17 protein-coding genes are annotated in these 21,353 nt (G+C 70.3%); 7 read left to right on the top strand and 10 right to left on the bottom strand.

Translation table 11 applies throughout. From position 1 onward, the window contains the following. The first annotated feature begins 71 nt into the window (after positions 1 to 71). Together xdhC and guaD are read left to right on the top strand one after the other, a co-directional pair. A complete protein-coding gene (gene xdhC, locus G5B46_RS10120; protein ID WP_165258367.1) occupies positions 72 to 1,094 on the top strand; it encodes a xanthine dehydrogenase accessory protein XdhC in 1,023 nt (340 codons plus the stop codon). Further along, complete coding sequence (gene guaD, locus G5B46_RS10115; protein WP_165258318.1) at positions 1,081 to 2,364, top strand: guanine deaminase; 1,284 nt, start codon at positions 1,081 to 1,083, stop codon at positions 2,362 to 2,364. Before xdhC ends, guaD begins: the two co-directional genes overlap by 14 nt. Positions 2,365 to 2,488: 124 nt before the next feature. Here guaD and G5B46_RS10110 read toward each other — a convergent pair whose 3' ends face one another. The 5 genes from G5B46_RS10110 to G5B46_RS10090 all read right to left on the bottom strand — a co-directional run bounded on the left by G5B46_RS10110 (position 2,489) and on the right by G5B46_RS10090 (position 8,004). Further along, on the bottom strand, positions 2,489 to 3,457 hold the full coding sequence (locus G5B46_RS10110; RefSeq protein ID WP_165258316.1) for a nucleoside hydrolase: 969 nt from the start codon (positions 3,455 to 3,457) through the stop codon (positions 2,489 to 2,491). Between the two features lie 143 nt (positions 3,458 to 3,600). After that, positions 3,601 to 5,781 (bottom strand): TonB-dependent receptor, encoded by a 2,181-nt coding sequence (locus G5B46_RS10105; protein WP_165258314.1) that lies wholly within the window; start codon positions 5,779 to 5,781, stop codon positions 3,601 to 3,603. Between the two features lie 218 nt (positions 5,782 to 5,999). Further along, on the bottom strand, positions 6,000 to 6,401 hold the full coding sequence (gene hpxZ, locus G5B46_RS10100) for an oxalurate catabolism protein HpxZ (RefSeq protein WP_165258312.1): 402 nt from the start codon (positions 6,399 to 6,401) through the stop codon (positions 6,000 to 6,002). Beyond that, the gene (locus G5B46_RS10095; RefSeq protein WP_165258310.1) at positions 6,398 to 7,798 is read right to left on the bottom strand and encodes an AtzE family amidohydrolase; all 1,401 of its coding nucleotides are present in this window, start codon (positions 7,796 to 7,798) and stop codon (positions 6,398 to 6,400) included. The genes hpxZ and G5B46_RS10095 overlap by 4 nt, the downstream gene beginning before the upstream one ends. After that, positions 7,795 to 8,004 (bottom strand): DUF4089 domain-containing protein, encoded by a 210-nt coding sequence (locus G5B46_RS10090; protein ID WP_165258308.1) that lies wholly within the window; start codon positions 8,002 to 8,004, stop codon positions 7,795 to 7,797. The genes G5B46_RS10095 and G5B46_RS10090 overlap by 4 nt, the downstream gene beginning before the upstream one ends. 248 nt (positions 8,005 to 8,252) lie before the next feature. On the opposite strand from G5B46_RS10090, the gene G5B46_RS10085 reads away from it, so the two are divergent. Beyond that, positions 8,253 to 9,212, top strand: a complete 960-nt coding sequence (locus tag G5B46_RS10085) for an acetamidase/formamidase family protein (protein ID WP_165258306.1) — start codon at positions 8,253 to 8,255, stop codon at positions 9,210 to 9,212. 84 nt (positions 9,213 to 9,296) lie between these two features. On the opposite strand, the gene G5B46_RS10080 is transcribed toward G5B46_RS10085, so the two are convergent. Then, positions 9,297 to 10,130 carry a hypothetical protein gene (locus tag G5B46_RS10080; protein WP_165258304.1) on the bottom strand — a complete coding sequence of 278 codons (834 nt, stop codon included), beginning with the start codon at positions 10,128 to 10,130 and terminating at the stop codon, positions 9,297 to 9,299. Between the two features lie 241 nt (positions 10,131 to 10,371). On the opposite strand from G5B46_RS10080, the gene G5B46_RS10075 reads away from it, so the two are divergent. Next, positions 10,372 to 11,046, top strand: a complete 675-nt coding sequence (locus G5B46_RS10075) for a hypothetical protein (protein ID WP_165258302.1) — start codon at positions 10,372 to 10,374, stop codon at positions 11,044 to 11,046. 7 nt (positions 11,047 to 11,053) lie between these two features. Here G5B46_RS10075 and G5B46_RS10070 read toward each other — a convergent pair whose 3' ends face one another. After that, the gene (locus G5B46_RS10070) at positions 11,054 to 11,353 is read right to left on the bottom strand and encodes an RNA-binding S4 domain-containing protein (protein ID WP_101718314.1); all 300 of its coding nucleotides are present in this window, start codon (positions 11,351 to 11,353) and stop codon (positions 11,054 to 11,056) included. Then, positions 11,350 to 13,914, bottom strand: a complete 2,565-nt coding sequence (locus G5B46_RS10065) for a helicase-related protein (protein ID WP_165258300.1) — start codon at positions 13,912 to 13,914, stop codon at positions 11,350 to 11,352. Before G5B46_RS10065 ends, G5B46_RS10070 begins: the two co-directional genes overlap by 4 nt. A 157-nt stretch (positions 13,915 to 14,071) precedes the next feature. Here G5B46_RS10065 and G5B46_RS10060 point away from each other — a divergent pair, with 157 nt between their 5' ends. Beyond that, a complete protein-coding gene (locus G5B46_RS10060) occupies positions 14,072 to 16,330 on the top strand; it encodes an ATP-binding protein (RefSeq protein ID WP_165258298.1) in 2,259 nt (752 codons plus the stop codon). Positions 16,331 to 16,389: 59 nt separating this feature from the next. After that, positions 16,390 to 16,629, top strand: coding sequence for an AbrB/MazE/SpoVT family DNA-binding domain-containing protein (locus G5B46_RS10055; RefSeq protein WP_165258296.1), 240 nt, complete (start codon positions 16,390 to 16,392; stop codon positions 16,627 to 16,629). 33 nt (positions 16,630 to 16,662) lie between these two features. On the opposite strand, the gene G5B46_RS10050 is transcribed toward G5B46_RS10055, so the two are convergent. Further along, positions 16,663 to 18,303, bottom strand: coding sequence for an amidohydrolase (locus tag G5B46_RS10050; RefSeq protein ID WP_165258294.1), 1,641 nt, complete (start codon positions 18,301 to 18,303; stop codon positions 16,663 to 16,665). A gap of 80 nt (positions 18,304 to 18,383) precedes the next feature. On the opposite strand from G5B46_RS10050, the gene G5B46_RS10045 reads away from it, so the two are divergent. Next, positions 18,384 to 18,956: a methylated-DNA--[protein]-cysteine S-methyltransferase gene (locus tag G5B46_RS10045; protein ID WP_165258292.1), complete on the top strand. Its 573-nt coding sequence runs from the start codon at positions 18,384 to 18,386 to the stop codon at positions 18,954 to 18,956. 58 nt (positions 18,957 to 19,014) lie between these two features. On the opposite strand, the gene G5B46_RS24830 is transcribed toward G5B46_RS10045, so the two are convergent. After that, positions 19,015 to 21,027, bottom strand: a complete 2,013-nt coding sequence (locus tag G5B46_RS24830; RefSeq protein WP_165258290.1) for an alpha/beta fold hydrolase — start codon at positions 21,025 to 21,027, stop codon at positions 19,015 to 19,017. Between the last annotated feature and the right edge of the window lie 326 nt (positions 21,028 to 21,353).

Genomic DNA, 21,353 nt, shown 5'->3' with positions numbered 1-21,353 from the left:
ACCCTCCCACGCCTGACGGCGTGGGCCCCTCCCTCTCCCTATGGGAGAGGTGGATTTGAGGTGGCGTCGTGCTGAACGCCCACAAGAACTGGGCGCGCGCGGCCCTGTCGCGGCTCGACGCCAATGACAACGCCGCGCTCGTCACCGTGCTGGCCACCGAGGGCTCGGCGCCGCGCGAGGCTGGGACCAAGATGGTGGTCTGGGAGGGCGGCCAGTCGGGCACGATCGGCGGCGGAAACCTGGAGCACCAGGCGGCCAGCCAGGCGCGGCGGATGCTGACCGGCTCGCAGGCGGCCTTCGCGATCCAGGACTATCCGCTGGGGCCGCTCTTGGCCCAGTGCTGTGGCGGCCGGGTGCGGCTGATGATCGAGCGGGTCGAGGCCGCCAGCCGCGACTGGCTGACCGAGGCTGCGCGCCGGATGGACGCCGACCAGCCGTTCGAACTGCGCACGCGCTTCGATCCGGGCCTGCTGACCAAGACCATCGCCCCCATCGCGGCCCTGGACGCCGATCCGCCGGCCGTGGCGCTGGGCGGCTCGCCCGCCGCGGCGCGTGGGCGCCGGCCCGAGCTCGGCGACGAACTGGTCGAGCGCAGCGAGGCGCCGCGCCGTCCGCTGCTGCTGTTCGGCGCGGGCCATGTGGGGCAGGCGATCGCCCGGGCCTTCGCGCCCTTGCCCTTCAAGCTCTTCTGGTACGACAGCCGCCCCGAGGCGGCCGAGGTTCCCGGCGTCATCGTGCGCGAGCCGGCCGAACTGGCCGCCCTGGCCATGGGCGCGACGCCGGAGGCCTATGGCCTCGTGCTGACCCACGATCATGCGCTGGACTACGCGCTGGCCTCGGCGGGCCTGGCCGGCGGGGGCTTTGCCTATCTCGGGCTGATCGGCTCGAAGACCAAGCGGGCTCGGTTCATGCACCGGCTGCGCGACGACGGCTTTTCCGAACTGGCGCTGAACCGCCTGACCTGCCCGATCGGCCTGCCGGGGCTGAAGAGCAAGGCGCCGGAGGTGATCGCCGTGTCGGTGGCCGCCGACCTGCTGATGCGGCTGGAAGCCGCTCAGGCCAGCAACGACGAGGGGTTTCGTGCAAGCGTATAGGGCGTCGATCCTCCACCTGACCGGGGATCCGACGAAGAGCGGGGAGGCCGTGTCCTTCCACGAGGACGGCCTGCTGGTCGTCGGCGAGGGGCGGGTGGTCGCGTGCGGCGACTACGCCGCGCTGGCGCCGGCTCATGCCGATGTTCCGGTCGAGGACCTTTCGGGCTGCTGGATCACGCCGGGCTTCGTCGACACCCACATCCACTTCCCGCAGGTCGACATCGTCGCCGCCCACGGCGCGCAGCTGCTCGACTGGCTGGAGCAGCACACCTTTCCGGCCGAGGCGGCCTTCGCCGATCCCCAGCACGCCCGCGAGACGGCGGGCTTCTTCGTCGACGAGCTGCTGCGCAACGGCACCACGACGGCCCTGGTGTTCGGCTCGGTGCACAAGGGTTCGGTCGACGCCCTATTCGCCGAGGCTCTCTCGCGCGACATGCGGCTGATCGCCGGCAAGGCGTTGATGGACCGCAACGCCCCGCCGGGCCTGACCGACACCGTCGAGGGCGCGCGGGCCGACATGGAGGCGCTGATCGCCGACTGGCACGGCAAGGGCCGGCTCGGCTACGCGGTCACCCCGCGCTTCGCCATCAGCTGCACCGACGCCCAGCTGGAGATGGCCGGCCAGGTGCTGGCGCAGCATCCGAGCGTCTGGATGCAGACCCACCTGTCGGAAAACCCGCGCGAGATCGTCGAGACCGCCGAGCTGTTTCCGGGCGCGAGCGACTACCTCGACGTCTATGAGCGGTTCGGCCTGGTGCAGAAGCGTTCGGTGTTCGCCCACTGCGTCCACCTGCAGGGCGAGGCGTTCCAGCGGCTGGCGGCCAGGGATGCGGCGGTGTCGTTCTGCCCGACCTCGAACCTGTTCCTGGGGTCTGGCCTGTTTCCGCTGCCGACGGCCTGCCAGCACGGGGTGAAGGTGGGGATCGGCACCGATGTCGGCGCCGGCACGACCTTCTCGATCCTCCACACCCTGGGCGAGGCCTACAAGGTGGGGCAGCTGCGCGGGCAGGCGCTGGATCCGTTCCACGCGCTGTACCTGGCCACCCTGGGCGGCGCGCGGGCGCTGGACCTGGACGACCGCATCGGCAACCTGGCCCCGGGCAAGGAAGCCGACTTCCTGGTGCTGGACCTGGCCGCCACGCCGCTGCTGGAGCGCCGGCTCAAGGCGGCCAAGGGACTGGAAGACCGGCTGTTCGCCCTGACCGTGCTGGGCGACGACCGGGTGGTGGCGCGGACGTATCTGGCGGGCGTGGAGCGGCATCGCAGATAGGGAAAAGGCCGCGCGATGCGCGGCCCCCTCCGGCCCTCTGGGCCACCTCCCCCAGAGGGGGAGGATTTCGCAGCCTAGATGCTCCCCCTCTGGGGGAGCTGTCGCGAAGCGACTGAGGCGGTCTTTATCCCCCCACCACTCCGTTCATCGTCCGCGCATAGAGCGCCAGCAGCCGGTCGGCGTCCACGGCGATCGCTGCGCTGTGGATCGGCTGGTCGTCCCAGGCGGACGGGCCGAAGAGTTCGCCTTCGACCTTCTGCAGGGTCTGGCCAAGGGCGATGCCCTCGGTGACCACGCGCACCGAGCCGCGGCGGACCTCGAACAGGCTTTCGTCGATGACATAGGCCACGGCGGCGGCGTCGTGGACGCAGCAGCCGACGATGCCGTCGCGACCGCCGTAGAAGGCGGCGTAGGGCTTGGAGATGGCGTTGAGGAACTGGCCGGCCGGACCGGCCGAGGCTTCCAGCGCCTCCATGAAGTCGGGGCTCATGATCACCTGGGTGGTGACGTCCAGGCCGATGACGGTGACGTGCCACGGGGCGGTGAACACGCGGTCGGCGGCTTCCGGATCGTTCCAGATGTTGGCTTCGGCGACCGGGGTGACGTTGCCCGGCTTGCCGGCGACGGCGAAGGCGCCGCCCATGATCACCACGCCCTTGAGCAGGGTGGCCACTTCCGGATCGGCTTCGAGGGCCAAGGCGAGGTTGGTCAGCGGGCCGACGGCGACCAGGGTGATCTCGCCGGGATTGGCGCGGGCGATGTCGATGATCGCCTGGTGCGCGGGCTTGGCTTCCGGCTGGGCGGGAACCAGGCCCGTCAGCTCGACGTCGCCCAGGCCGTTCTCGCCGTGCACGAAGGTGGGCGAGGGGTTGCGCGGGCGCGAGAGCGGCTTGTCCGTGCCCTTGTAGACCGGGGCGGCCAGGCCGAAGCGGTCCTTCAGATAGAGGGCGTTGCGGGTGGTCGTGTCGATGTCGGCGTTGCCGAACACGGTCGTCACCGCCACCAGGTCGAGCGCCGGGCTGGCCTCGATGAACAGCAGGGCCATGGCGTCGTCGATGCCGGGATCGGTGTCGAAGATGATCTTGGTCGTCATCGGTCTTCTTGTCTGCGGGCCCGGCGGAAGGCCGGGAAAGCCGATGACCTTAGCCGTCCAAGGCGGCGCGGGCATGTCAAAACGACAACGGCCCGGGCGTTTTTCAACGCCCGGGCCGCCGTTTTCTTCAAGTCTTCGTTCGCTTAGCGGCGGGCGCTCAGCGAGATGCCGACCACGCGCGGCTCGTTGACGAAGCCGGTCAGGTTGTTGAAGTCGATGCCGCCGCGCAGGTTCACCTCGTTGGTGATGTTGCGGGCGAACACGGCCACTTCGTACGCGCCGTCGGTGCGGGCGTAGCCCAGCTTCAGGCCGCCTTCGAAGGTGTCCTTGCTGTTGAACTCCTTGCTCTCGTAGAGGAAGAGGTTCGTGTAGCCCTGACGGAACCAGTCGGTTTCGGCGAAGAGTTCGCCGTTCGCGCCGACCGGCACGTTGTAGCGGGCGCCGAAGTTCAGGATGTATTCCGGCGCGTTCGGGAACGGGTTGCCGTTGACCAGGGCCTGGCCGGCGCTGTTCAGCGGATCGGTCACGGTGCACTGGGCGCAGACGGCCACGGCAAGGCTCGAGTCCTTGATCTTGGTGTGGCTGTAGCTGTAGCCGGCGGTGACCAGCAGGTTCGAGGTCACCTTCCACTCGCCGTCGAGTTCGACGCCGTAGGCCTCGCCCTTCTTGGCGTTGATCAGGCGGTTGGAGTTGCTGCCGCCGCCGACCGCGCTGAACTGCGGGTCGTCGATGGTGTAGGTGAACACCGCGCCGTTCAGGCGGACGCGACGCTCGAACAGCTCGCTTTTGACGCCGGCTTCCCACGACAGGATGGTTTCCGACTGGGCGACCGAGGCCGGGCTGCCGAAGGCGATGTCGCGGCCCTGGATCGACGGACCGCGGAAGCCGCGGGCCACCTTGCCGTAGACGCTGACGTCGTCATTGACGGCGTAGAAGGCCGACAGGTCCCAGCTGACTTCGCTGTCGGACACCGAGACCGGAGCCGAGGCGCCGAACGGCGAGGACAGGACGGCCATGTCCTTGTCGTCGTCGGTCCAGCGGACGCCGGCGGTCACCTTCAGGGCGTCGGTGAACTGATAGGTCCCCTGACCGAACACGGCCCACGAGGTGTTCTTGTGCTCCAGGGTGCTGGGGGCGACGAAGAACGGGTTGGTCGACACGGTGAAGGCCGACTTGAAGTAGTAGGCGCCGACCTGCCAGCTGGCCTTGCCGTCGGTGTCGCTGGCCAGGCGGATTTCCTGGGTGACCTGGTCGAGGTCGCCGATGGAGTCCTGGGTGTCGGAGTCGAACGGGATGAAGCCCGGGCCGACGCCGGCCACGCCGCCGTCGATGTCGCCGCGGCTGCGGCCGTTGGCGGTTTCATAGGCGCTGATCGAGGTCAGCTTCACGCCGCCGAAGTCGTGGTCGATCTTCAGCGAGACGCCGGTCGAGTCGTACTCCTGCGGGTTGTTGGCGCCGCCGTTGTAGCTGACCTTGTCGCGGTCGAAGTTCGAATTGATCTTGTTGCTGCCGGCCGTGAGGATGTTGGCGCGGAAGACCGCGGCCGTGCCGTCCAGCGAACGGGTGTGGGCGATGGCCAGGATCGAGGTGTCCTCGGTCGGGGTGGCCAGGATCTGCAGGCGCGCGGCCTTTTCATCGTAGCCGCCCAGCGCGTCCTTCACGCCGGTGAAGCTGTTGTCGATGTAGTCGTCGCGGTGCTGGTACAGGGCCGAGGCGCGGACGGCCAGCTTGCCCGGGACGATGGCGCCGCCGACGCCGCCTTCGAAGGTGGCCGAGCCGTACGAGCCGTAGGTGGCCGTGCCGTTGGCGCGGAAGTCTTCGCTCGGCTTGACGGTATCGAACTTGACGATGCCGGCGGTGGTGTTGCGGCCAAACAGCGTGCCTTGCGGACCGCGCAGGACTTCGACCTGCTCGACGTCATAGACCGGCGAGGACTTGAGCACGACGTTCTCGAGGACGACGTCGTCCATGATCACCGACACCGGCTGCGAGGCGGCCAGGTCGAAGTCGGCGTTGCCCAGGCCGCGGATGTAGAAGCGCGGGGCGGCGCGGCCGTTGGAGCTTTCGATGTAGAGGCCGGGGACGCGGCTCGACAGGGCCAGCACGTCTTCGCCGGCGGCGAAGATCGAGGCCAGCTTCTCGCCCGAGACGGCGGCGACGGAGACCGGCACGTCCTGGATGTTTTCCGAGCGCTTCTGGGCGGTGACGATCACGTCGTCGAGGGCGACCGGCGTATCCTGGGCGAAGGCCGGGGCCGCGACGGCGGCGGCCAGCAGGAGAGCGCCGAACGCGGCGCCGGAGCGCAGCTTGGCTTGATTGGTCATGTCGAAATCCCCTTCGAACACCGGTGGAGGAGCCGGTTGCGGGGTGCAATGCACAATGGCGTCGCTGAAATCAAAAGGCTTGATGACGACTCGGTATCGACTCCGTGAAGTTTGTTCTGGGGCTGTCACTATTTGACCACGCTGCGACAGCGGCGCCCAAAACTAGATCATAAGTCAGGACATACTTACTTACTGTCCTTGTGCGGAGCGTCTTGGGCTTATGGCGCAAGGCGTTGGTCGGCGCCGCCCTGAAGCAGCGAAACGTGCGCGGACACGATTTTCCAGCCCGCTTCGGTGCGCAGCCAGGTCTGGCTCTGGCGGCCGGGCTGTTTTGCCCCGGTTCTGAGGAATTCGACGTTGGCGATCGCGAAATCACGCCCAAAAGTGGTGATTTCCGTGCGCAGGCGCTCGCGCAGCGGCGAGCCGCCGGCCCGTCCGATTCGAAAGGCGGCGATCTGCGCGAAGCCGTAGAGGTTCTCGGCCACGCCGTAGCGGACCGTCTCGGGCGCGTCGCGGAAGAAGCCGTCCAGCGCCTCGACGTCGTTGGTCATCAGGGCGGTCTCGTAGGCGTCGACGGCGGCGGTCACCTGCGCCAGCACCTCGGGGTCGTTGATGATCATGCTTTGAACTCTCGGGCGGGCGTTGGGGGACGGTGGGCGGCGATCACGCCGGCCCGTTCCAGGCGCAGGGCGGCGGCGAAGGCCAGGTCCTCGCGCCAGGCCGGCGCGATCAGTTGCACGCCGACCGGCGGCTTGCCGGGGCGGTTCACGGGGGCTGCGATCACCGGCAGGCCGATGTAGCTGATCGGCTGGGTGTAGGCGCCCAGCGTCTTGCGCACCGAGACCTGGGCGCCGGCCAGCTCCATGGTCGCCTGGCCGATCGGCGGGGCGGGGCAGGGGGCGACGGGCGCGAGCAGCAGGTCGAAGTCCTCGAACAGCTTGCGGGCCGCATCCCGGAACACCGGGCGGTAGCGGCGGGCGGCGTCGGCGACGTCGTCCGGCAGCAGGGCCCCGGCCAGCAGGCGATCGCGCACGGCCGGGTCGTAGTCGAGGGCGCGGGCGGCCAGGTCGTCGAAGTGCAGGCGGCCGCCTTCCGACGCCGACATGGCGAAGGCGGCGGCGCGGGCGGCCTGGGCGCCGGGCAGCTCGACGTCGCGGCGCGCCTGCAGGGCGTCGGCGACGATCTCCAGCGCCTCGACCACCTCGGGAAAGGCGCCTTGCTGGAACCAGCCGCCCAGAACGCCGACCCGCAGCGGCCGTTCGGCCAGGGCGTCGAGGCGGCCCGACAGCGGATCGGCGACCGGCGGCGAAAGCTCGTCGCGCGGATCGGGGCCCTGCAGGGCGTCGTAGGCCGCGGCCAGGTCGGCGGCCGTGCGGGTGAACGGGCCGATGTGGTCGAGGCTATGGACGAACGGGAAGGTCCCGGCCCGCGAAAGCCGGCCCAGCGTGGGCTTCATGCCGAACACCCCGCACAGGCTGGCGGGAATGCGGATCGAGCCGTTGGTGTCCGAGCCCAGGGTCAGGGGCAGTATCCCGCCGGAGACGGCGGCGGCCGAACCGCCCGACGAGCCGCCGGCGATGCGGGCGAGGTCGTGCGGGTTGCGGGTCGGGCCGTCGTGAGCGTTCTCGGTGACGAAGCCGTAGGCGAACTCGTCCATGTTCAGCGCCCCGACCAGCACTGCGCCGGCCGCCTTCAGGCGGGCGACGGCGGTGGCGTCGGCGGTCGCGGGAGGCGCGCCCCGGCGGATCTTGCTGCCGGCCAGGGTGACGTGGCCGGCGACGTCGAACAGGTTCTTGACCGCGAACGGAACGCCGGCCAGCGGGCCCAGATCGACGCCGGCGGCGAAGGCGGCGTCCACGGCGTCGGCCTGGGCCAGGGCCTCGGCCTCGAAGACGGCGGTGAAGGCGTTGAACGGCTCGGCCCGGGCGGCGGCCAGCGCCCGCCCGGCGATCTCGCGGGCGGTGGTGCGGCCCTCGCGCAGCGCCTTGCCCAGCCCCTGGATGGTGTCGAAGCTCATGGCTCGAACGCCTCCGTGGCCGAGACAGGATCAGTCAGGTTCGCAAACAGCGCGGTCTGGTCGCGCAACAGGGCCAGGTTCTCGGCGACGCCGGCGCGACAGCCTTGCGGAACAGGCAGGCCGAGCTCGGCGCTGCGGGAGTCCAGATAGGCGGCGACCTTGGCGTCGGTGAGGTTTTGGAAGGCCGACAGATCGCCGCCCGACATGGGAAGTCACTCACGCTAGGAAGTAATTGAATACTTCATAGCCAGCCGACGATAACGCCGCCAGCGCGGGTTTTTCAAGCGCTTAAGCTGGAGCGATCGCCTGCCGAATGCGCGACGCGGGTGCAGGCGGCGCCCAGCGCGGAGGCAGGTTTCGCAAAGCGGGGCGCAGGCGGCGGCGCGGGCTTCGTCCCAGCGCCGACGCGGCCGGAGACTGGAGGCCGTTTCAAGTCTTCGGTTCGTCCCGCGCCATGCATCACCACCTCGCCTCCACTCCGGAAACCGTCCGTTTCGGCATCTTCGACGCGGCCTTCGATCCCGTCCTGACCATCCAGTCGGGCGACAGCGTGACGTTTGACTGCGTGTCGGGCGGTCCGGAGGTGATGCCCAGCGCGGAGTCGTGGCTGACCATCCCGCCGGCCCTGCAGGCGATCCACGACGCCAAGCTGGATCGGATCGGGCCGCACATCCTCACCGGGCCGGTGGCCATCGCCGGGGCCGAGCCGGGCGACACGCTGGAAGTGCGCATCGAAGCCGTGGAGCCCAACAACGACTGGGGCTACTGCGCGGTGCGGCCGCTGGCCGGCACCATCCCCGAGGATTTCCCCGATCGCTATGTCAGCCACATCGCCGTCGACAAGGCGCGCGGGGTCTGCAAGCCGGAGTGGGGGCCGGAGCTGCCGCTGCGCCCGTTCTTCGGCACCATGGGCGTGGCCCCGCCGGCCAGATACGGGCGCCTGTCCAGCCGCGAGCCGCGCGAGCACGGCGGCAACATGGACAACAAGGAGCTGGGCGCGGGCGCGACCCTCTTCCTGCCGGTCTGGGTTCCGGGGGCGAACTTCTCGGCCGGCGACGGCCACGGCCGCCAGGGCGACGGCGAGGTCTGCGTCAACGCCCTGGAGATGGGCCTGACCGGAACCTTCACCTTCATCCTGCACAAGGCGGCCGACACGGCTCCCCTTGGGGCTGTCGCGACCTGGCCGCGCGCCGAGACGCCGACCCACTACATCATCATGGGCTTCAACGAGGACCTGGACCTGGCCATGAAGCAGGCCCTGCGCGGCATGATCGACTTCATCTGCGCCCGCTCGGCCCTGACGCGGGTGCAGGCCTACCAGTTCTGTTCGCTGGCCGTGGACTTCCGCGTCACCCAGACGGTCAACGGCGAGAAGGGCGTCCACGGCCTGCTGGAGAAGGGCGTGCTGTTCTAGGGCGTCCCCCAAACCCGCTCTTCCCCGCGAAGGCGGGGACGCTCGGTGGGAGGGGCGGTGTGGATCCGAGCTGGCGCGGCGGCCCTACTTGGTCTGCGCCTTGCCGATCTTGCCCTTCTCGATGATCCAGACGTCCTTGCCGCCGCTGGTGCCCACGGCCAGGGGCATCTTGTAGAGGGTGCTGAGGAACACGTGGGTCTCGACCGGCGTGGGCGAGACGATGTGGCTGGCGAAGGCCAGCGCCGGCTTGCCGTCGGCGGCCTTGGGCTTTTCGATCAGCAGGCACGAGGCCGACAGGGCGTCGACCCGCTTGATCGTCTTGCCGTCGGCGGCGACGAAGATCCGGTAGTGGCCGCCGACCGGAATGGCGCCCGCCGCAGGCGCGGGGGCCAGCAGCCAGACGATCCAGCCGTCGCCGTCCGGGTTCTTGACCATGGCGGTGTTGTAGCCGGCGCGGCAGGTGCTGGCGCCGGTGGTCGCGGCGGCCTGGCGGGCCGAGAAGGCCAGGCGTTCCTCGTCGGTCAGCTTGCGGTCGGCCGGCTCGGTGACGGGGCCCGCGCCCTTGCCGTCGACCACGACGTCGTAGCCGACCTCCAGGCCCGCGCCCTTGTCGCGGATGAAGCGGACCTTGGCGGTCTTGCCGTCGTCCTGCACCAGCCAGCCCCTCAGGCCGGCGTTCTGCAGGTCGGGAACCTTGGCGGTCAGGGCGTCGCTGGCCAGCCAGGCGGCGATGTCCTGGCGATAGATGGCGTTACCGAAGGCCTCGATCTGCGGCAGGTCGTAGGCCTTGATGGGGGCGACGGGCTTGGCTGGCGCCTTGCTGGTGGCGGCGGCGGTCCCGGCCGAGGGCTGGGCGTGCGCGACGCCGGAAAGCAGAAGGGCCAGGCTGAAGGCCAGGGCCGGACGGAACGACGCCACGCAGATACTCCCCCAAACAGGAAACTCGACCGAAGGTAGCGTATGGGTTGCGCACGTCCATGGCGAAGGTGGCTGGCCGTAGAGCTTTTCGTCGCGCAACATTGGGCGTGGTCGCTCGAGCGGGGGCTCTGGCGCCGATTTTCATCGATGCGGAGGGGAGGGCGTCGTGGGGGACAGATGTGCGGCTCGGGGCGCGTGGAGCGCGCTGGGGCTCGGCGCGGTGGCGCTCGCAGCCGGCGGCTTGGCCCCGGCGGCCGAGCCTGAGACCGTCTATTCCTTCCGCACGATCCTCGCGCCCCGGGATGCGCCCGCCGTGGGCGAGACGCGCGTGGTCGCGCAAGGCTGGGTCAGCGGCGGCCTGTTCACCGAACGCTCGGGGCGGCTCGATCGCGCGGTGTCGAGCGAGGAAGGCGGCTTCATCCTGCCCGAGGGGCAGTTTCTCGCGCTGGCGCGTTCCCGGATGCTGATCGGCTGCACGATCGACCGCGTGAAGATCAGGGCGGGCCGCCCTCACGTCTGCCTGGCGGACCTGGACGGCGACGGGCGGTTCGAGGCCTGGTTTCCGTTCTTCGACGAGATCGTGCTCTTCGCCAACACCCGCAAGGCGCCGCTGGCGAAGATGAAGCCCGTGGCTCCGGTCGGGCTGCGGCCGGTCGATGAAGCCGGGCTCGAAGAGGTCATCCCCGAGGTCGGCTTCGAAATCACGCCGCTCAAGGGACGGCTGGAGTTCTGCCGCACGGTCAAGGGCCAGAGCGACGGCTACTGCACTCACGCGGGGCCGGCGCTCGACAGCTCCGGCCAGGAGGCGACGATCCGGGCCTTTGGCGCGGCGTTTTCCTATCGCCGGCTGGGCGACCGCTATGAGGTGAAGACGATCGCGCCCCTGCGGATCCAGCCCTATGGCGCGGGATCCTGAAGCAGGCTCAGCCCTCCAGCGCCTCGTAGAGCCCTCGGGCCTCGGTCGCGGGGCCCCGGCGCTCGCCGCAGTCGAGGATGCGCACGTTCACCAGCCGGCCGCCGATGGCGAAGACCAGAACGTCGCCGGCCTTGAGCGAACGCGAGGGCTTGTCGATGCGGCTGTCGGGCGCGCCGGCGCGGGTCAGCCGGATGCGGCCCTCGTCGACGAAGCGGGCGGCCATGGAGCGGGTCTTGAAGAAGCGGGCGCGCCACAGCCAGACGTCGGCGCGGCAGTGGTCGTCGTTGTGATGAGCCTCGTCGCTCATGAGGCGGCCTTTTCGGGCGCGGCGGCGGCCGGCTTGCGGCGGCGGGGCTTCTTGCGGCGCGCGGGCGCAGGCGGCGGCTCGGTCAGCTTGGCCAGGGCCGCGAACGGCGAGTCGGGGCGCGCCTTGACCGGCTTGGGCTCCAGCCGCTGGGCGCCGCGGCGCTTCCAGATGATCGGCGCGTCGGGCTTGGCCCGCACGGCCGGGGTGTAGTCGAGCGAGCGCAGCACCGACGAGGCCTCGGCCGGGGTCCAGCCCAGGGCCTCCAGCGCCGCGGGGGTCAGCACCACGCCGCCGGGTCGCTGCTCGGCGCGCAGCAGGGCGTCGAGCTTCTCCAGGGTCTCGACCTGGACGAGGTGCTTGCCGGCGACGCGCAGGCCGCTGGCGGCCAGGGCGCGGGGCGAGGGAAGCGGCGAGGGCGGGGATACGAGCCCCACCAGCGGGCCGCGCCAGCCGCCGGGATCCAGCGCCCGGGCGCAGGCGATGGCCTCGGACTTCAACACGCCCGGGCAATAGAGCGAGAAGGCGCCGATGCGCACGCCCAGACTCTTCAGCGCCCGGCGCTCGGCCTGGCTCAGGGCCTTCAGTTCGGGGTCGAGCGGGCGCTTGTCGAGCACGCCGCCGGCTTCGAGCAGGCGGTGGGCGACGCCGCGCGGCAGGCCCTTCAGCTCGCTGCCGGCCAGGGCCTGCTGCAGCTTGCGCAGCGGCGCCAGATGCCGGTCGACCTCGGCGGCCAGGAAGGCGTCGAGGCGGCGCTCGGCCCGCTCGCGCGCCGGGGCGGGGCCAAGCTCGCCCAGCAGGCGGGCGTGGGGCGACATCAGGTCGCCGCCCGAGCGCACGGCCCCGGCCGCCTCGCCGCGCCACAGGATCGCGCCGTCGGGCGTCAGGGCGAAGGCCTCGTCCGGCTCGGCGGCCAGCAGGCCCAGGCGCCGGGCGATCTCGGGGCCGACCGCGCGCTGGGCGGCGTTGCGCAGGGCGCGCTCCTCCAGCGGGGTGGCGGCCTTCTCAGGGGTGAAGGTGACGCCGGTCAGCCGGCCGACGACCTGGCCTTCGACGCTGACCTCGCCGTCGGCCGCGACCCCCGCCAGCAGCACCTCGCGCTCGCCCAGCTGCTTCATCAGCACGCTGGTGCGGCGGTCGATGAACCGGGCCATCAGCTTTTCGTGCAGGGTGTCGCTGATCTTGTCTTCCAACTCGCGGGTGCGGCCCTGCCAGTGGACGGGATTGGCCAGCCAGTCGGGGCGGTTGGCGATGTAGGACAGGGTGCGCACGCCCGACAGGCGCGCGGCCAGGCTGTCGATCTCGCCGTCGGTGCGGTCCAGCGCCTTGAACTGGCCGTTGATCCAGTCTTCCGGCAGGCGCTTGCGGCCCGTGGTCAGGTCGTCGAACAGGGTGCGGACCATCCGCTGATGGTCGTCGTCGGTGGTCTTGCGGAAGTCGGGCGTCTGGCAGACGTCCCACAGCTTCAGCAGAGCCGAGCGGTCGGTCTTGCAGCGGGCGACGACGTCTTCATGCGTGGCCAGCTTGCGCAGGGTGCGCTCGTCCAGCGCCTCCTGCGACAGGGTGAGGCCCGTGCGGTTGGGCGGTTCGGACAGCGAGCGCAGCAGGCCCTGCAGCGAGCCGAAGTCGAGGCGTGCACTGCGCCATTCGGCGGCCAGCACCGGCTGGAAGCTGTGCTCCTCGACGGCCTGGACCAGGTCCTCGTCCATCTCCTCGCAGTCGCCCGTCACCCCGAAGGTGCCGTCGCGGGTGTAGCGGCCGGCGCGGCCGGCGATCTGGCCCACTTCCTGCGGGTGCAGCCAGCGGGTTCGGCGGCCGTCGAACTTGCGCAGGCCCGCGAAGGCCACGTGGTCGACGTCCATGTTCAGGCCCATGCCGATGGCGTCGGTGGCCACCAGGAAGTCGACCTCGCCGCTCTGGTAGAGGGCGACCTGGGCGTTGCGGGTGCGCGGGCTGAGCGAGCCCATGACCACGGCCGCGCCGCCCCGCTGGCGGCGGATCAGCTCGGCGATGGCGTAGACGGCGTCGGTCGAGAAGGCCACGACCGCCGTGCGCCGGGGCAGGCGGGTCAGCTTCTTGGAGCCGGCGTAGGACAGGTTCGAGAACCGCTCGCGGCCGACGATCTCGGCGTCGGGCAGCAGCCGGCGGACCAGCGGGGCCATGGTCGCCGCGCCCAGCAGCATGGTCTCGAACCGGCCGCGGGCGTGCAGCAGGCGGTGGGTGAAGATGTGGCCGCGCTCGGGATCGGCGCAAAGCTGGATCTCGTCGATGGCCACGAAGTCGACCTCGCGGCCCAGCGGCATGGCCTCGACGGTGCAGACGAAATAGGCCGCGCGCGGCGGGGTGATCTTCTCCTCGCCGGTGATCAGGGCGACGGCCGCCTTGCCGCGCAGCTTGACGATGCGGTCGTAGATCTCGCGCGCCAGGAGGCGCAGCGGCAGGCCGATCATGCCCGAGCCGTGGCCCAGCATGCGTTCGACGGCCAGATGGGTCTTGCCGGTGTTGGTGGGCCCCAGGACCGCGGTGAGCCGCGACGGGGCGAGGCCGGTGGAACGGTCGCTCATGACCCTCCGAAAGTGGGGCGGGAATCGTGGCGAGGCAAGCGGGGCTTGGCCTTGGATGCGACGATCCGCCGCCCGGGCCGTAAACCATGCCGTACGCAATGACCGGCTATGAGGGCGGGGAGTTCCTCCCGCTCGCGCTTATCCCGGCCAAGGACCCATGTTCGCCACGCTTCGGTGTTTGGATCAGCACGACCCGACGCTGGTGATCTGGGCGCTGCTCGTCTGCCTGGCGTCGATGGCCGTGGGCGTGCACGCCTATCACCGCGGCGCGACGGCGGCGGGGCCGGCCCGCATGGCGTGGATCCTGCTGACGGGCCTGGTGCTGGGCAGCGGCGTCTGGGCGACGCACTTCATCGCCATGCTGGGCTTCCAGCCCGGACTGAGGCTCAGCTTCGACGAGCCGATGACCGCCCTGTCCTTCCTGGTGGCCCTGGCGGGCCTCGCGGGCGGGGCGGGCCTGGCCATGACCGCGACCGGACGGGCGCGGCGGCTGGCCGGCGGGGCGCTCTGTGGCGGAAGCATAGCGGCCATGCACTTCGTCGGCGTCTCGGCCATGCGGTTGCCGGCCCTGATGATCTGGCGGGCCGACCTGGTGGTCGCCGCGATCCTGATCGCGGCCAGCCTTTCCGCCCTGGCCTTCGTCGACCTGCGGCGCGAGAGCGACCTTCGCGGGCGGGCGGCGTCGATCCTGCTGCTGGCGGCGGCCGTCTGCGGCCTGCACTTTGTGGGCATGGGCGCGGTCACCCTACTGCCGGTCGGCGAGGTCGAGGCGGCGGGCCGGTTCACGCGCGGCGAGCTGGCGCGGTCGGTGATCGCCATGGTCTCGATGATCGTGCTGGCCGGCTGCGGCATGCTGCTGACCCACCGCCTGGCCCATCGCTCGGCCTTCGCCACCCTGCGCTCGGCGCTGAACCGGGCCCCGATCGGCCTGGGCTATTTCGATCGCAACAACCTGCTGCAGGTGTGGAACGCGACCCTGGCCGATTTCGCCCGGCCCTACGGCCTGACCCTGGCGCAGGGCATGAGCCTTTCCGAGATCGCCGAGCGCACGGCGATGGACGCCAAGGCCCGGCAGGCGGCCAAGGCGGTGCTCGACGCGGTCGACGAGCAGGTGGGCGAATGGGTGTCGCCCGACACCTTCAGCTCGCCCGACGGCCGCTTCCAGTCGCTGAAGCTGACGCCGGCCGAGGACGGCGGCTTCCTGCTGATCATCACCGACATCACCGAGCACGTGACGGTGACCGAGCGCGAGATCGAAGCCCGGCGCCTGGCCGAAGGCGCCAGCCGCGCCAAGAGCGAGTTCCTGGCCAATATGAGCCACGAGATCCGCACCCCGCTGAACGGCATCCTGGGCATGACCCAGGTCATGTCGCGCGAGGCCCTGGACGCGGATCAGCGTGAACGGCTGGAGATCATCGGCGCCTCGGGCGCGGCCCTGCTGGAGATCCTCAACGACGTTCTGGACCTGTCCAAGATCGAGGCGGGCCGGATGGAGCTGAACGAGGCGGCGTTCGACCTGGAGGATACGGTGAGGCTGGCCCTGGCGCCCTACGCGCCGCTCGCCGCCGAAAAGGACCTCTCGCTGACCCTGACGGTCGACCAGGCGGCGGCGGGCGCGTGGCTGGGCGATGCGCCCCGGCTTCGCCAGATCCTCGGCAACCTGGTGGTCAATGCGGTGAAGTTCACCGACCAGGGCGGCGTCGCGGTCTCGGTCGAGCGGCGCGAGACGGGTCTGCGCTTCATCGTGGCCGACACCGGCGAGGGGGTGTCTGAGGCCGACCGCGAGCGGATCTTCAAGGCCTTCACCCAGGCCGACGCCTCGGCCACCCGGCGCCATGGCGGCACCGGCCTTGGCCTGACCATCTCGCGCAGCCTGGCCGAGCGGATGGGCGGCGGGTTGTGGCTGGAGAGCCGACAGGGCGAGGGGGCGACCTTCGGCGTCGACCTGCCGCTGGTCCCGGTGGCCGAGGAACTGGCGGCGGAGGCGGCGGCGTCGCCTGTCGCTCAGGCGATCGCGCAAGGCGCGCTGCGCATCCTGGCGGCCGAGGACAATCCGGTGAACCAGACCGTACTGCAGGCCCTGCTGGCGCCGTTCGAGGTCGAACTGACCCTGGTCGCCGACGGCCGCCAGGCGGTGGCCGCCTACGAGGCCGATCCGGCCATCGACCTGGTCCTGATGGACATCCAGATGCCCGAGCTGAACGGCCTGGCCGCCGCCGAAGCGATCCGCGCGTTCGAGGCCGCGCACGGCCTGGCGGCCGCTCCGATCATCGCGGTGACCGCCAACGCCATGCCCCACCAGGTCGAGACCTACTTCGCCGCCGGCATGACCGGCTTCGTCGCCAAGCCGCTGAACCTGGCCGACCTGCTGGCGGCGATCGAGCTGGCGACCAGCCCGAAGGCGGACGCGGCCTAGGGACGCCTGGAACTGAACCTCTTTCGGGCGGATATGTAGCTGCATATGTGGAGGCGCGGATGACCCGGTCCAGCACTCGAACCTTTCGCAGCGGCAATAGCCAGGCCGTGCGCCTGCCCAAGGAAGTGGCGTTCGCGGAGGAGACCGAGCTAACCTTGGTGCGCTCGGGCGACGTGCTGACGATCTATCCGGCGCGGGGCACGGTCCAGGATCTGGTCGCGCGACTGGCCGAATTGCCGAAGCCGAGCGCGGTGGAAGTGCGCGACGACGAGGATCTGCTCGAGCGGCCCGGGCTCTGAGGCGTGGCGGCGCTGCTGGCCTGGTAGCCGCCCCTACCGCTCGAACGCCACCTTGCCGTCGACCACGGTCAGGATCGGCTGGGCTTTGAGGATCTCGGCCTCGGGCACGGTCATCAGGTCGCGGTCGAAGGCGGTGAGGTCGGCGGCCTTGCCGGGCTCCAGCGTGCCGCGCTGCTGATCGGCGAAGGCGGCGTAGGCCGGCGCCCAGGTCAGCATGCGCAGGGCCTGCTGGCGGGTGACGGCCTCTTCGGGATGCCAGTCGGCGTTGGAGAAGCCGGTCAGGCTCTTGCGGGCGACGGCGGCGTAGAACTCGATGCGTGGATCGCCGACCTCGACGGGCGCGTCCGAGCCGGCGGCCACGACCGCGCCGCTCTTCAGCATGTCGGCCCAGGCGTAGGCGCCCTTCAGCCGGTCCTTGCCCAGGCGCGCGGGCGCGAAATAGAGGTCGCCGATGGCGTGGCTGGGCTGCATCGAGGCCACCACGCCCATCTTCGAGAAGCGCGGCAGGTCGGCGGCGTCGACGACCTGGGCGTGCTCGATGCGCCAGCGGCGGCCGGTGTCCGTACCAAGCGTCTCGCCAAACCAGTCCAGCACCATGCGGTTGCCGCGGTCGCCGATGGCGTGCATGGCGACCTGGGCGTTCACGGCCCGCGCCTTCTTCATCAGGGCCAGGCCCTGGCCGTGCTCGGTGAGCACCAGGCCCAGGCCCTCGGCGTCGCTGTAGGGCGACAGCAGCGCCGCCCCGCGCGAGCCCAGGGCGCCGTCCATGTAGAGCTTGATCCCGCGCAGGCGGATCAGGCCGGTCGTGTCGGCGCTGGGACCGGTGTTGAGCACCTCCTCGGCGCCGGACGGATCCATGTAGTTGTCGACGCGCAGGGAGAAGCGCCCCTCGGCGGCGAGGCTGCGCAGCAGGTCCAGATCGGCGGCCTCGACGCTCATGTTGCCAAGGCCGGTCCAGCCGCGCCCGGCGTAGAGCTTTCCGGCCGTCTCCAGCGCCTGGCGCTTGAGGGCCGGCGAGGGCGGCGGGATCACCGTCTCGACCAGGGCCTGGGCGTGGTCGACCAGCATGCCGGTCGGCTCGCCCTTGTCGTCCTTGAGGATCTGGCCGCCGGCCGGGGCCTGGGTGTCGCGGGTCAGGCCGGCCTTGGCCAGGGCGGCGCTGGAGGCGACCACGGCGTGGCCGTCGGCGCGGCCCAGCACGATGATCCGGCCCGGCGCCGCGCGGTCGAGGTCGGCGCGGGTGGGAAAGCGCTTCTCGGGCCAGTGGGTCTCGATCCAGCCGCGCCCGGCGATGGGCGCGTCGCCGGGATGGGCCGCGGCGTAGTCGCGCACGGCGGCGACCAGGGCCTCGACGGAGTCGGTCTTGTCGAGGTTGAGGGTCAGCTCGCGCAGGCCGATGCCGGTCAGGTGGGCGTGGGCGTCGACGAAGCCGGGGTAGGCCGCGCCGCCCTTCAGGTCGATGTCGCGGACGTCCTTGGCGGCCTTGGCGCGAGCCGCGGCCAGCGGGCCGACGAAGGCGATGGTCCTGTCGCGGATCAGCACCGCCTCGGCGGCGGGCGCGCCGGCCACGCCGGTGTGGATCGGCCCGCCGTGGACCAGGATGTCGCCGGCCAGGGCCGGACCGGCGGCGAGGACGAGCGCGAGGGCGGCGGCGGACGGAAAGAGGCGACGCAAGGGCGGTCTCCGAAGCAAGGTCGTGGAAAGGTAGAAGCCCGCGCTCGCCTCCTGCAACAGCGGTGTTAATCTGTTGAGCGATGGGACAGGGCTTCATGCTTTTCGAGACGGCGATCGGTCGCTGCGGCCTGGCGTGGGGCGCGGCTGGCCTGATCGGCGTGCAGCTGCCCGAGAGCGCGCCCGGGGCGGCCTGGGCGCGGCTGCGCAAGCGCTATCCCGACGCCGTCGAGACCGCGCCGCCGTCGGAGGTGGACGAGGCGGCCGACCGCATCATCGACCTCTTGGCCGGGGGGCGCGACGACCTGTCGGACGTGGCGCTGGACCTGACCGTGGTCCAGCCCTTCAATCGCCGGGTCTACGAGATCGCCCGGGCCATCCGTCCCGGTGAGACCTCGACCTACGGCCAGGTGGCCAAGGCTATGGGCGAGCCCGGCGCCATGCGGGCGGTGGGCAAGGCGCTGGGCGAAAATCCCTGGCCGATCGTGGTGCCTTGCCACCGGGTGCTGGGCGCCGACGGCAAGATGGGCGGCTTCAGCGCCGACGGCGGCGCGTCGACCAAGGCCCGGCTGCTGACCATCGAGCGGGCCAGGGTGAGCGACGTTCCCACCCTGTTCGACATGGACTTCTCGGTGGCGCCGCCCAAGGGGCGCTGATCCCGCGAACGAAAAAGGGCGGCCCTTGCGGGCCGCCCTTCGCTTTCGCCGCCGGGGGCTAGAGGCCGCCGGGCTTGCACTCGTTCTGGAAGAACTTTTCGATCTCGACCAGCTGGGTCTCCATCATGTCGGGGGTCATGGTCGCGTAGCCGTGGCCCATGTCCTTGATCTCGAGCCACTTGTACGGCTTGCCGGCCGCCTTGAGGCCGTTGATGAAGCGCAGCGAGTCCTTGATGTCGACGATCGTGTCGCGGTCGCCGTGATAGAGGAAGATCGGGATCTTGGCCTCGCCGGCGGCCTGGATGGCGTCGAGGCCGCCCACGAACGGACGCTGGAACTCACGCAGCAGGCGGCTTTCGGCCGTGGCCTTCTTCATGTCGGCCAGGCTGCCGCCGGCGCCCGACACCGCGCACTGATAGAGGCCGTTCGGACGGATGGTGGCGGCCAGCGCCGCGTAGCCGCCGTAGGAATAGCCGAACATGGCGATGCGCTTGGGATCGGCGATCTTCTCGTCGATCAGCCACTTGGCGCCGTCGTCCTTGTCGTCCTGCATCTTCTGGCCCCACTCGCTGTCGCCGGCGGTCCAGAGCTTGCGGCCCCAGCCCATCGAGCCGCGGAACTGGGGTTGCAGCACGGCGTAGCCGCGCGAGGCGAAGTACTGGGTCCAGCCGGAGACGTCCCACTCCATGTGGTCGCGGGCCCAGGGGCCGCCGTGGGGCAGGATGATGGTCGGGAACGGACCGGTCCCGAAGCTGGCCGGCGGGGTGGTCAGGATGCCGGGAATTCGCAGGCCGTCACGCGCGGCGTATTGCACAAGGCGCGTGTCGCCAAGCGAGGCGATGTCGATCGAGGCGCGGCTCTTGCCGAACAGCGACGACTTGCCGTCCTTGATCAGATAGAATTCCGGCGGCTGCTTGGGGCCCGACTTGACGGCGATGACCACCTTCATGTCGTCGGACCAGGCCTGGATGTCGGTGGCCGCGCCGTCGACGACCGAGACGTTGGCCTGATCGCCCGAAGCCGGGTCGATCCACGGCACGCGGGTGGTCTTGGAGCCGGTCAGGCCGCGGATCGCCTTGTTCAGGCTGTCCAGCTGGGCCCCGCGGGCCGAGCCCTTTTCCCAGTACTCGTTGGTGCGCTCGGCGTCGTAGCTGTAGCCGACGATGTCGAGATAGTCGTCCTTGGCCATCGACTGGATGACGCCCGTCGACTCGAACATCTTGTGCTGGAACAGCGGCTCCAGGATCTTCTTCTGGGCGATGTCGTAGGTGTAGATCCCGACCTTGTCCTGGCCCTGCGAGGCCGAGATGTAGACGATGTTGGGATCCTTGGAGTAGCCCACGACCTCGACCGGATCGCGGTCCTTGCCGAAGTACTTGAAGTGGGGCTCGAACTCGCCGGTCTTGGGGTTCTTCAGCTCGATCAGGAAGTAGATCTGGCCGTTCTCGAAATCGACCGAGCGGCGCAGGCGCACCTCGCCGTTGGAGTCGAAGGTGTAGCCGTACTTTTCCGAGCCGCGGTACACGCGTTCCTGGGCGCCCGTGTAGACGTCCATCTTGAAGTAGTCGCCCTCGACGTTGACGAGGATGTTGCGCGGGTCGAGCGGCAGGCGGCTGACGATGCTGGCGCGAACGGACGGATCGTCCTTGCCCGCCAGGTCGAGCATCTTCTTGGCGCCGCGGGTCGGTTCGAAGTCGGTGATGCGGCTGCGGCGGATGTGGGTCTTGTACGAGCCGAAGGTCCACGGCTTCTGCATGGTGATCAGGATGCGGTCGTTCTTGATGAACGAGGCGCCCATCAGGGTGGAGCCTTCCTCGGCGCCCATCATCACCGGCTGCTTGTCCATGGCGCCGGTGTCCCACACGGCGACGAAGCTGGCCTTGCCGTCCTCGGACACGATGGCGACGATGTGCTTGCCGTCCGGCGACACGCTGACGTTGGAATAGGTCGGGCGCTGGGTCAGGACTCGCGCGCTCGGCGGCTTGGCCGCGGCATGGGCGAGCGCCGGCCCCGACAGCGCCATCAAGCTGACGGCGGCCGCCAGGCAAAGCTTGCGAAATTGTGGCGTCACTTGGTCCTCATGCTCATTACTCGTTGCCGCAGGGGCGATCGCGATGTGCGCGGGCGCGGCACGAATCCGCTCGCGCCGTGCTCGCTTTCGCTATTACCGGGCAACTTGCTTCCCCCTGCGCCCCGAGGGGAGACTAGGGTTCCTCGAACGCCATTCGCAAACTTTTTGAGCGCGCGGACACGTCGGGGGCAAAACTGTGTCCAAATTGTAACTGCTTGGCCCCGATTGCCGTAGGTTACGCAATGCGGGTTGTGCCGTCGCAAACTCGTCTTTTAGGTTTCCGGCTGCGCGGCATGGCTGCGCCCTAGCGCGCCGCAATCGGGGAC

It is taken from the genome of Caulobacter sp. 602-2, assembly GCF_011043625.1.
GTDB lineage: Bacteria > Pseudomonadota > Alphaproteobacteria > Caulobacterales > Caulobacteraceae > Caulobacter.
The sequence above is the reverse complement of the archived record's forward strand: the minus strand, read 5'-3'. Positions and strand labels throughout refer to the sequence as shown.

Bases quoted from the DNA above. Each gene is read 5' to 3' on its own strand.
- G5B46_RS10090 (WP_165258308.1), bottom strand. From the start codon at position 8,004: ATGTCGGGCGGCGATCTGTCGGCCTTCCAAAACCTCACCGACGCCAAG.
- G5B46_RS10105 (WP_165258314.1), bottom strand. From the start codon at position 5,781: ATGACCAATCAAGCCAAGCTGCGCTCCGGCGCCGCGTTCGGCGCTCTC.
- G5B46_RS10110 (WP_165258316.1), bottom strand. From the start codon at position 3,457: ATGACGACCAAGATCATCTTCGACACCGATCCCGGCATCGACGACGCC.
- G5B46_RS10060 (WP_165258298.1), top strand. From the start codon at position 14,072: ATGTTCGCCACGCTTCGGTGTTTGGATCAGCACGACCCGACGCTGGTG.
- G5B46_RS10085 (WP_165258306.1), top strand. From the start codon at position 8,253: ATGCATCACCACCTCGCCTCCACTCCGGAAACCGTCCGTTTCGGCATC.
- hpxZ (WP_165258312.1), bottom strand. From the start codon at position 6,401: ATGATCATCAACGACCCCGAGGTGCTGGCGCAGGTGACCGCCGCCGTC.
- G5B46_RS10070 (WP_101718314.1), bottom strand. From the start codon at position 11,353: ATGAGCGACGAGGCTCATCACAACGACGACCACTGCCGCGCCGACGTC.
- G5B46_RS10045 (WP_165258292.1), top strand. From the start codon at position 18,384: ATGGGACAGGGCTTCATGCTTTTCGAGACGGCGATCGGTCGCTGCGGC.
- G5B46_RS10095 (WP_165258310.1), bottom strand. From the start codon at position 7,798: ATGAGCTTCGACACCATCCAGGGGCTGGGCAAGGCGCTGCGCGAGGGC.
- G5B46_RS10055 (WP_165258296.1), top strand. From the start codon at position 16,390: ATGACCCGGTCCAGCACTCGAACCTTTCGCAGCGGCAATAGCCAGGCC.
- G5B46_RS10065 (WP_165258300.1), bottom strand. From the start codon at position 13,914: ATGAGCGACCGTTCCACCGGCCTCGCCCCGTCGCGGCTCACCGCGGTC.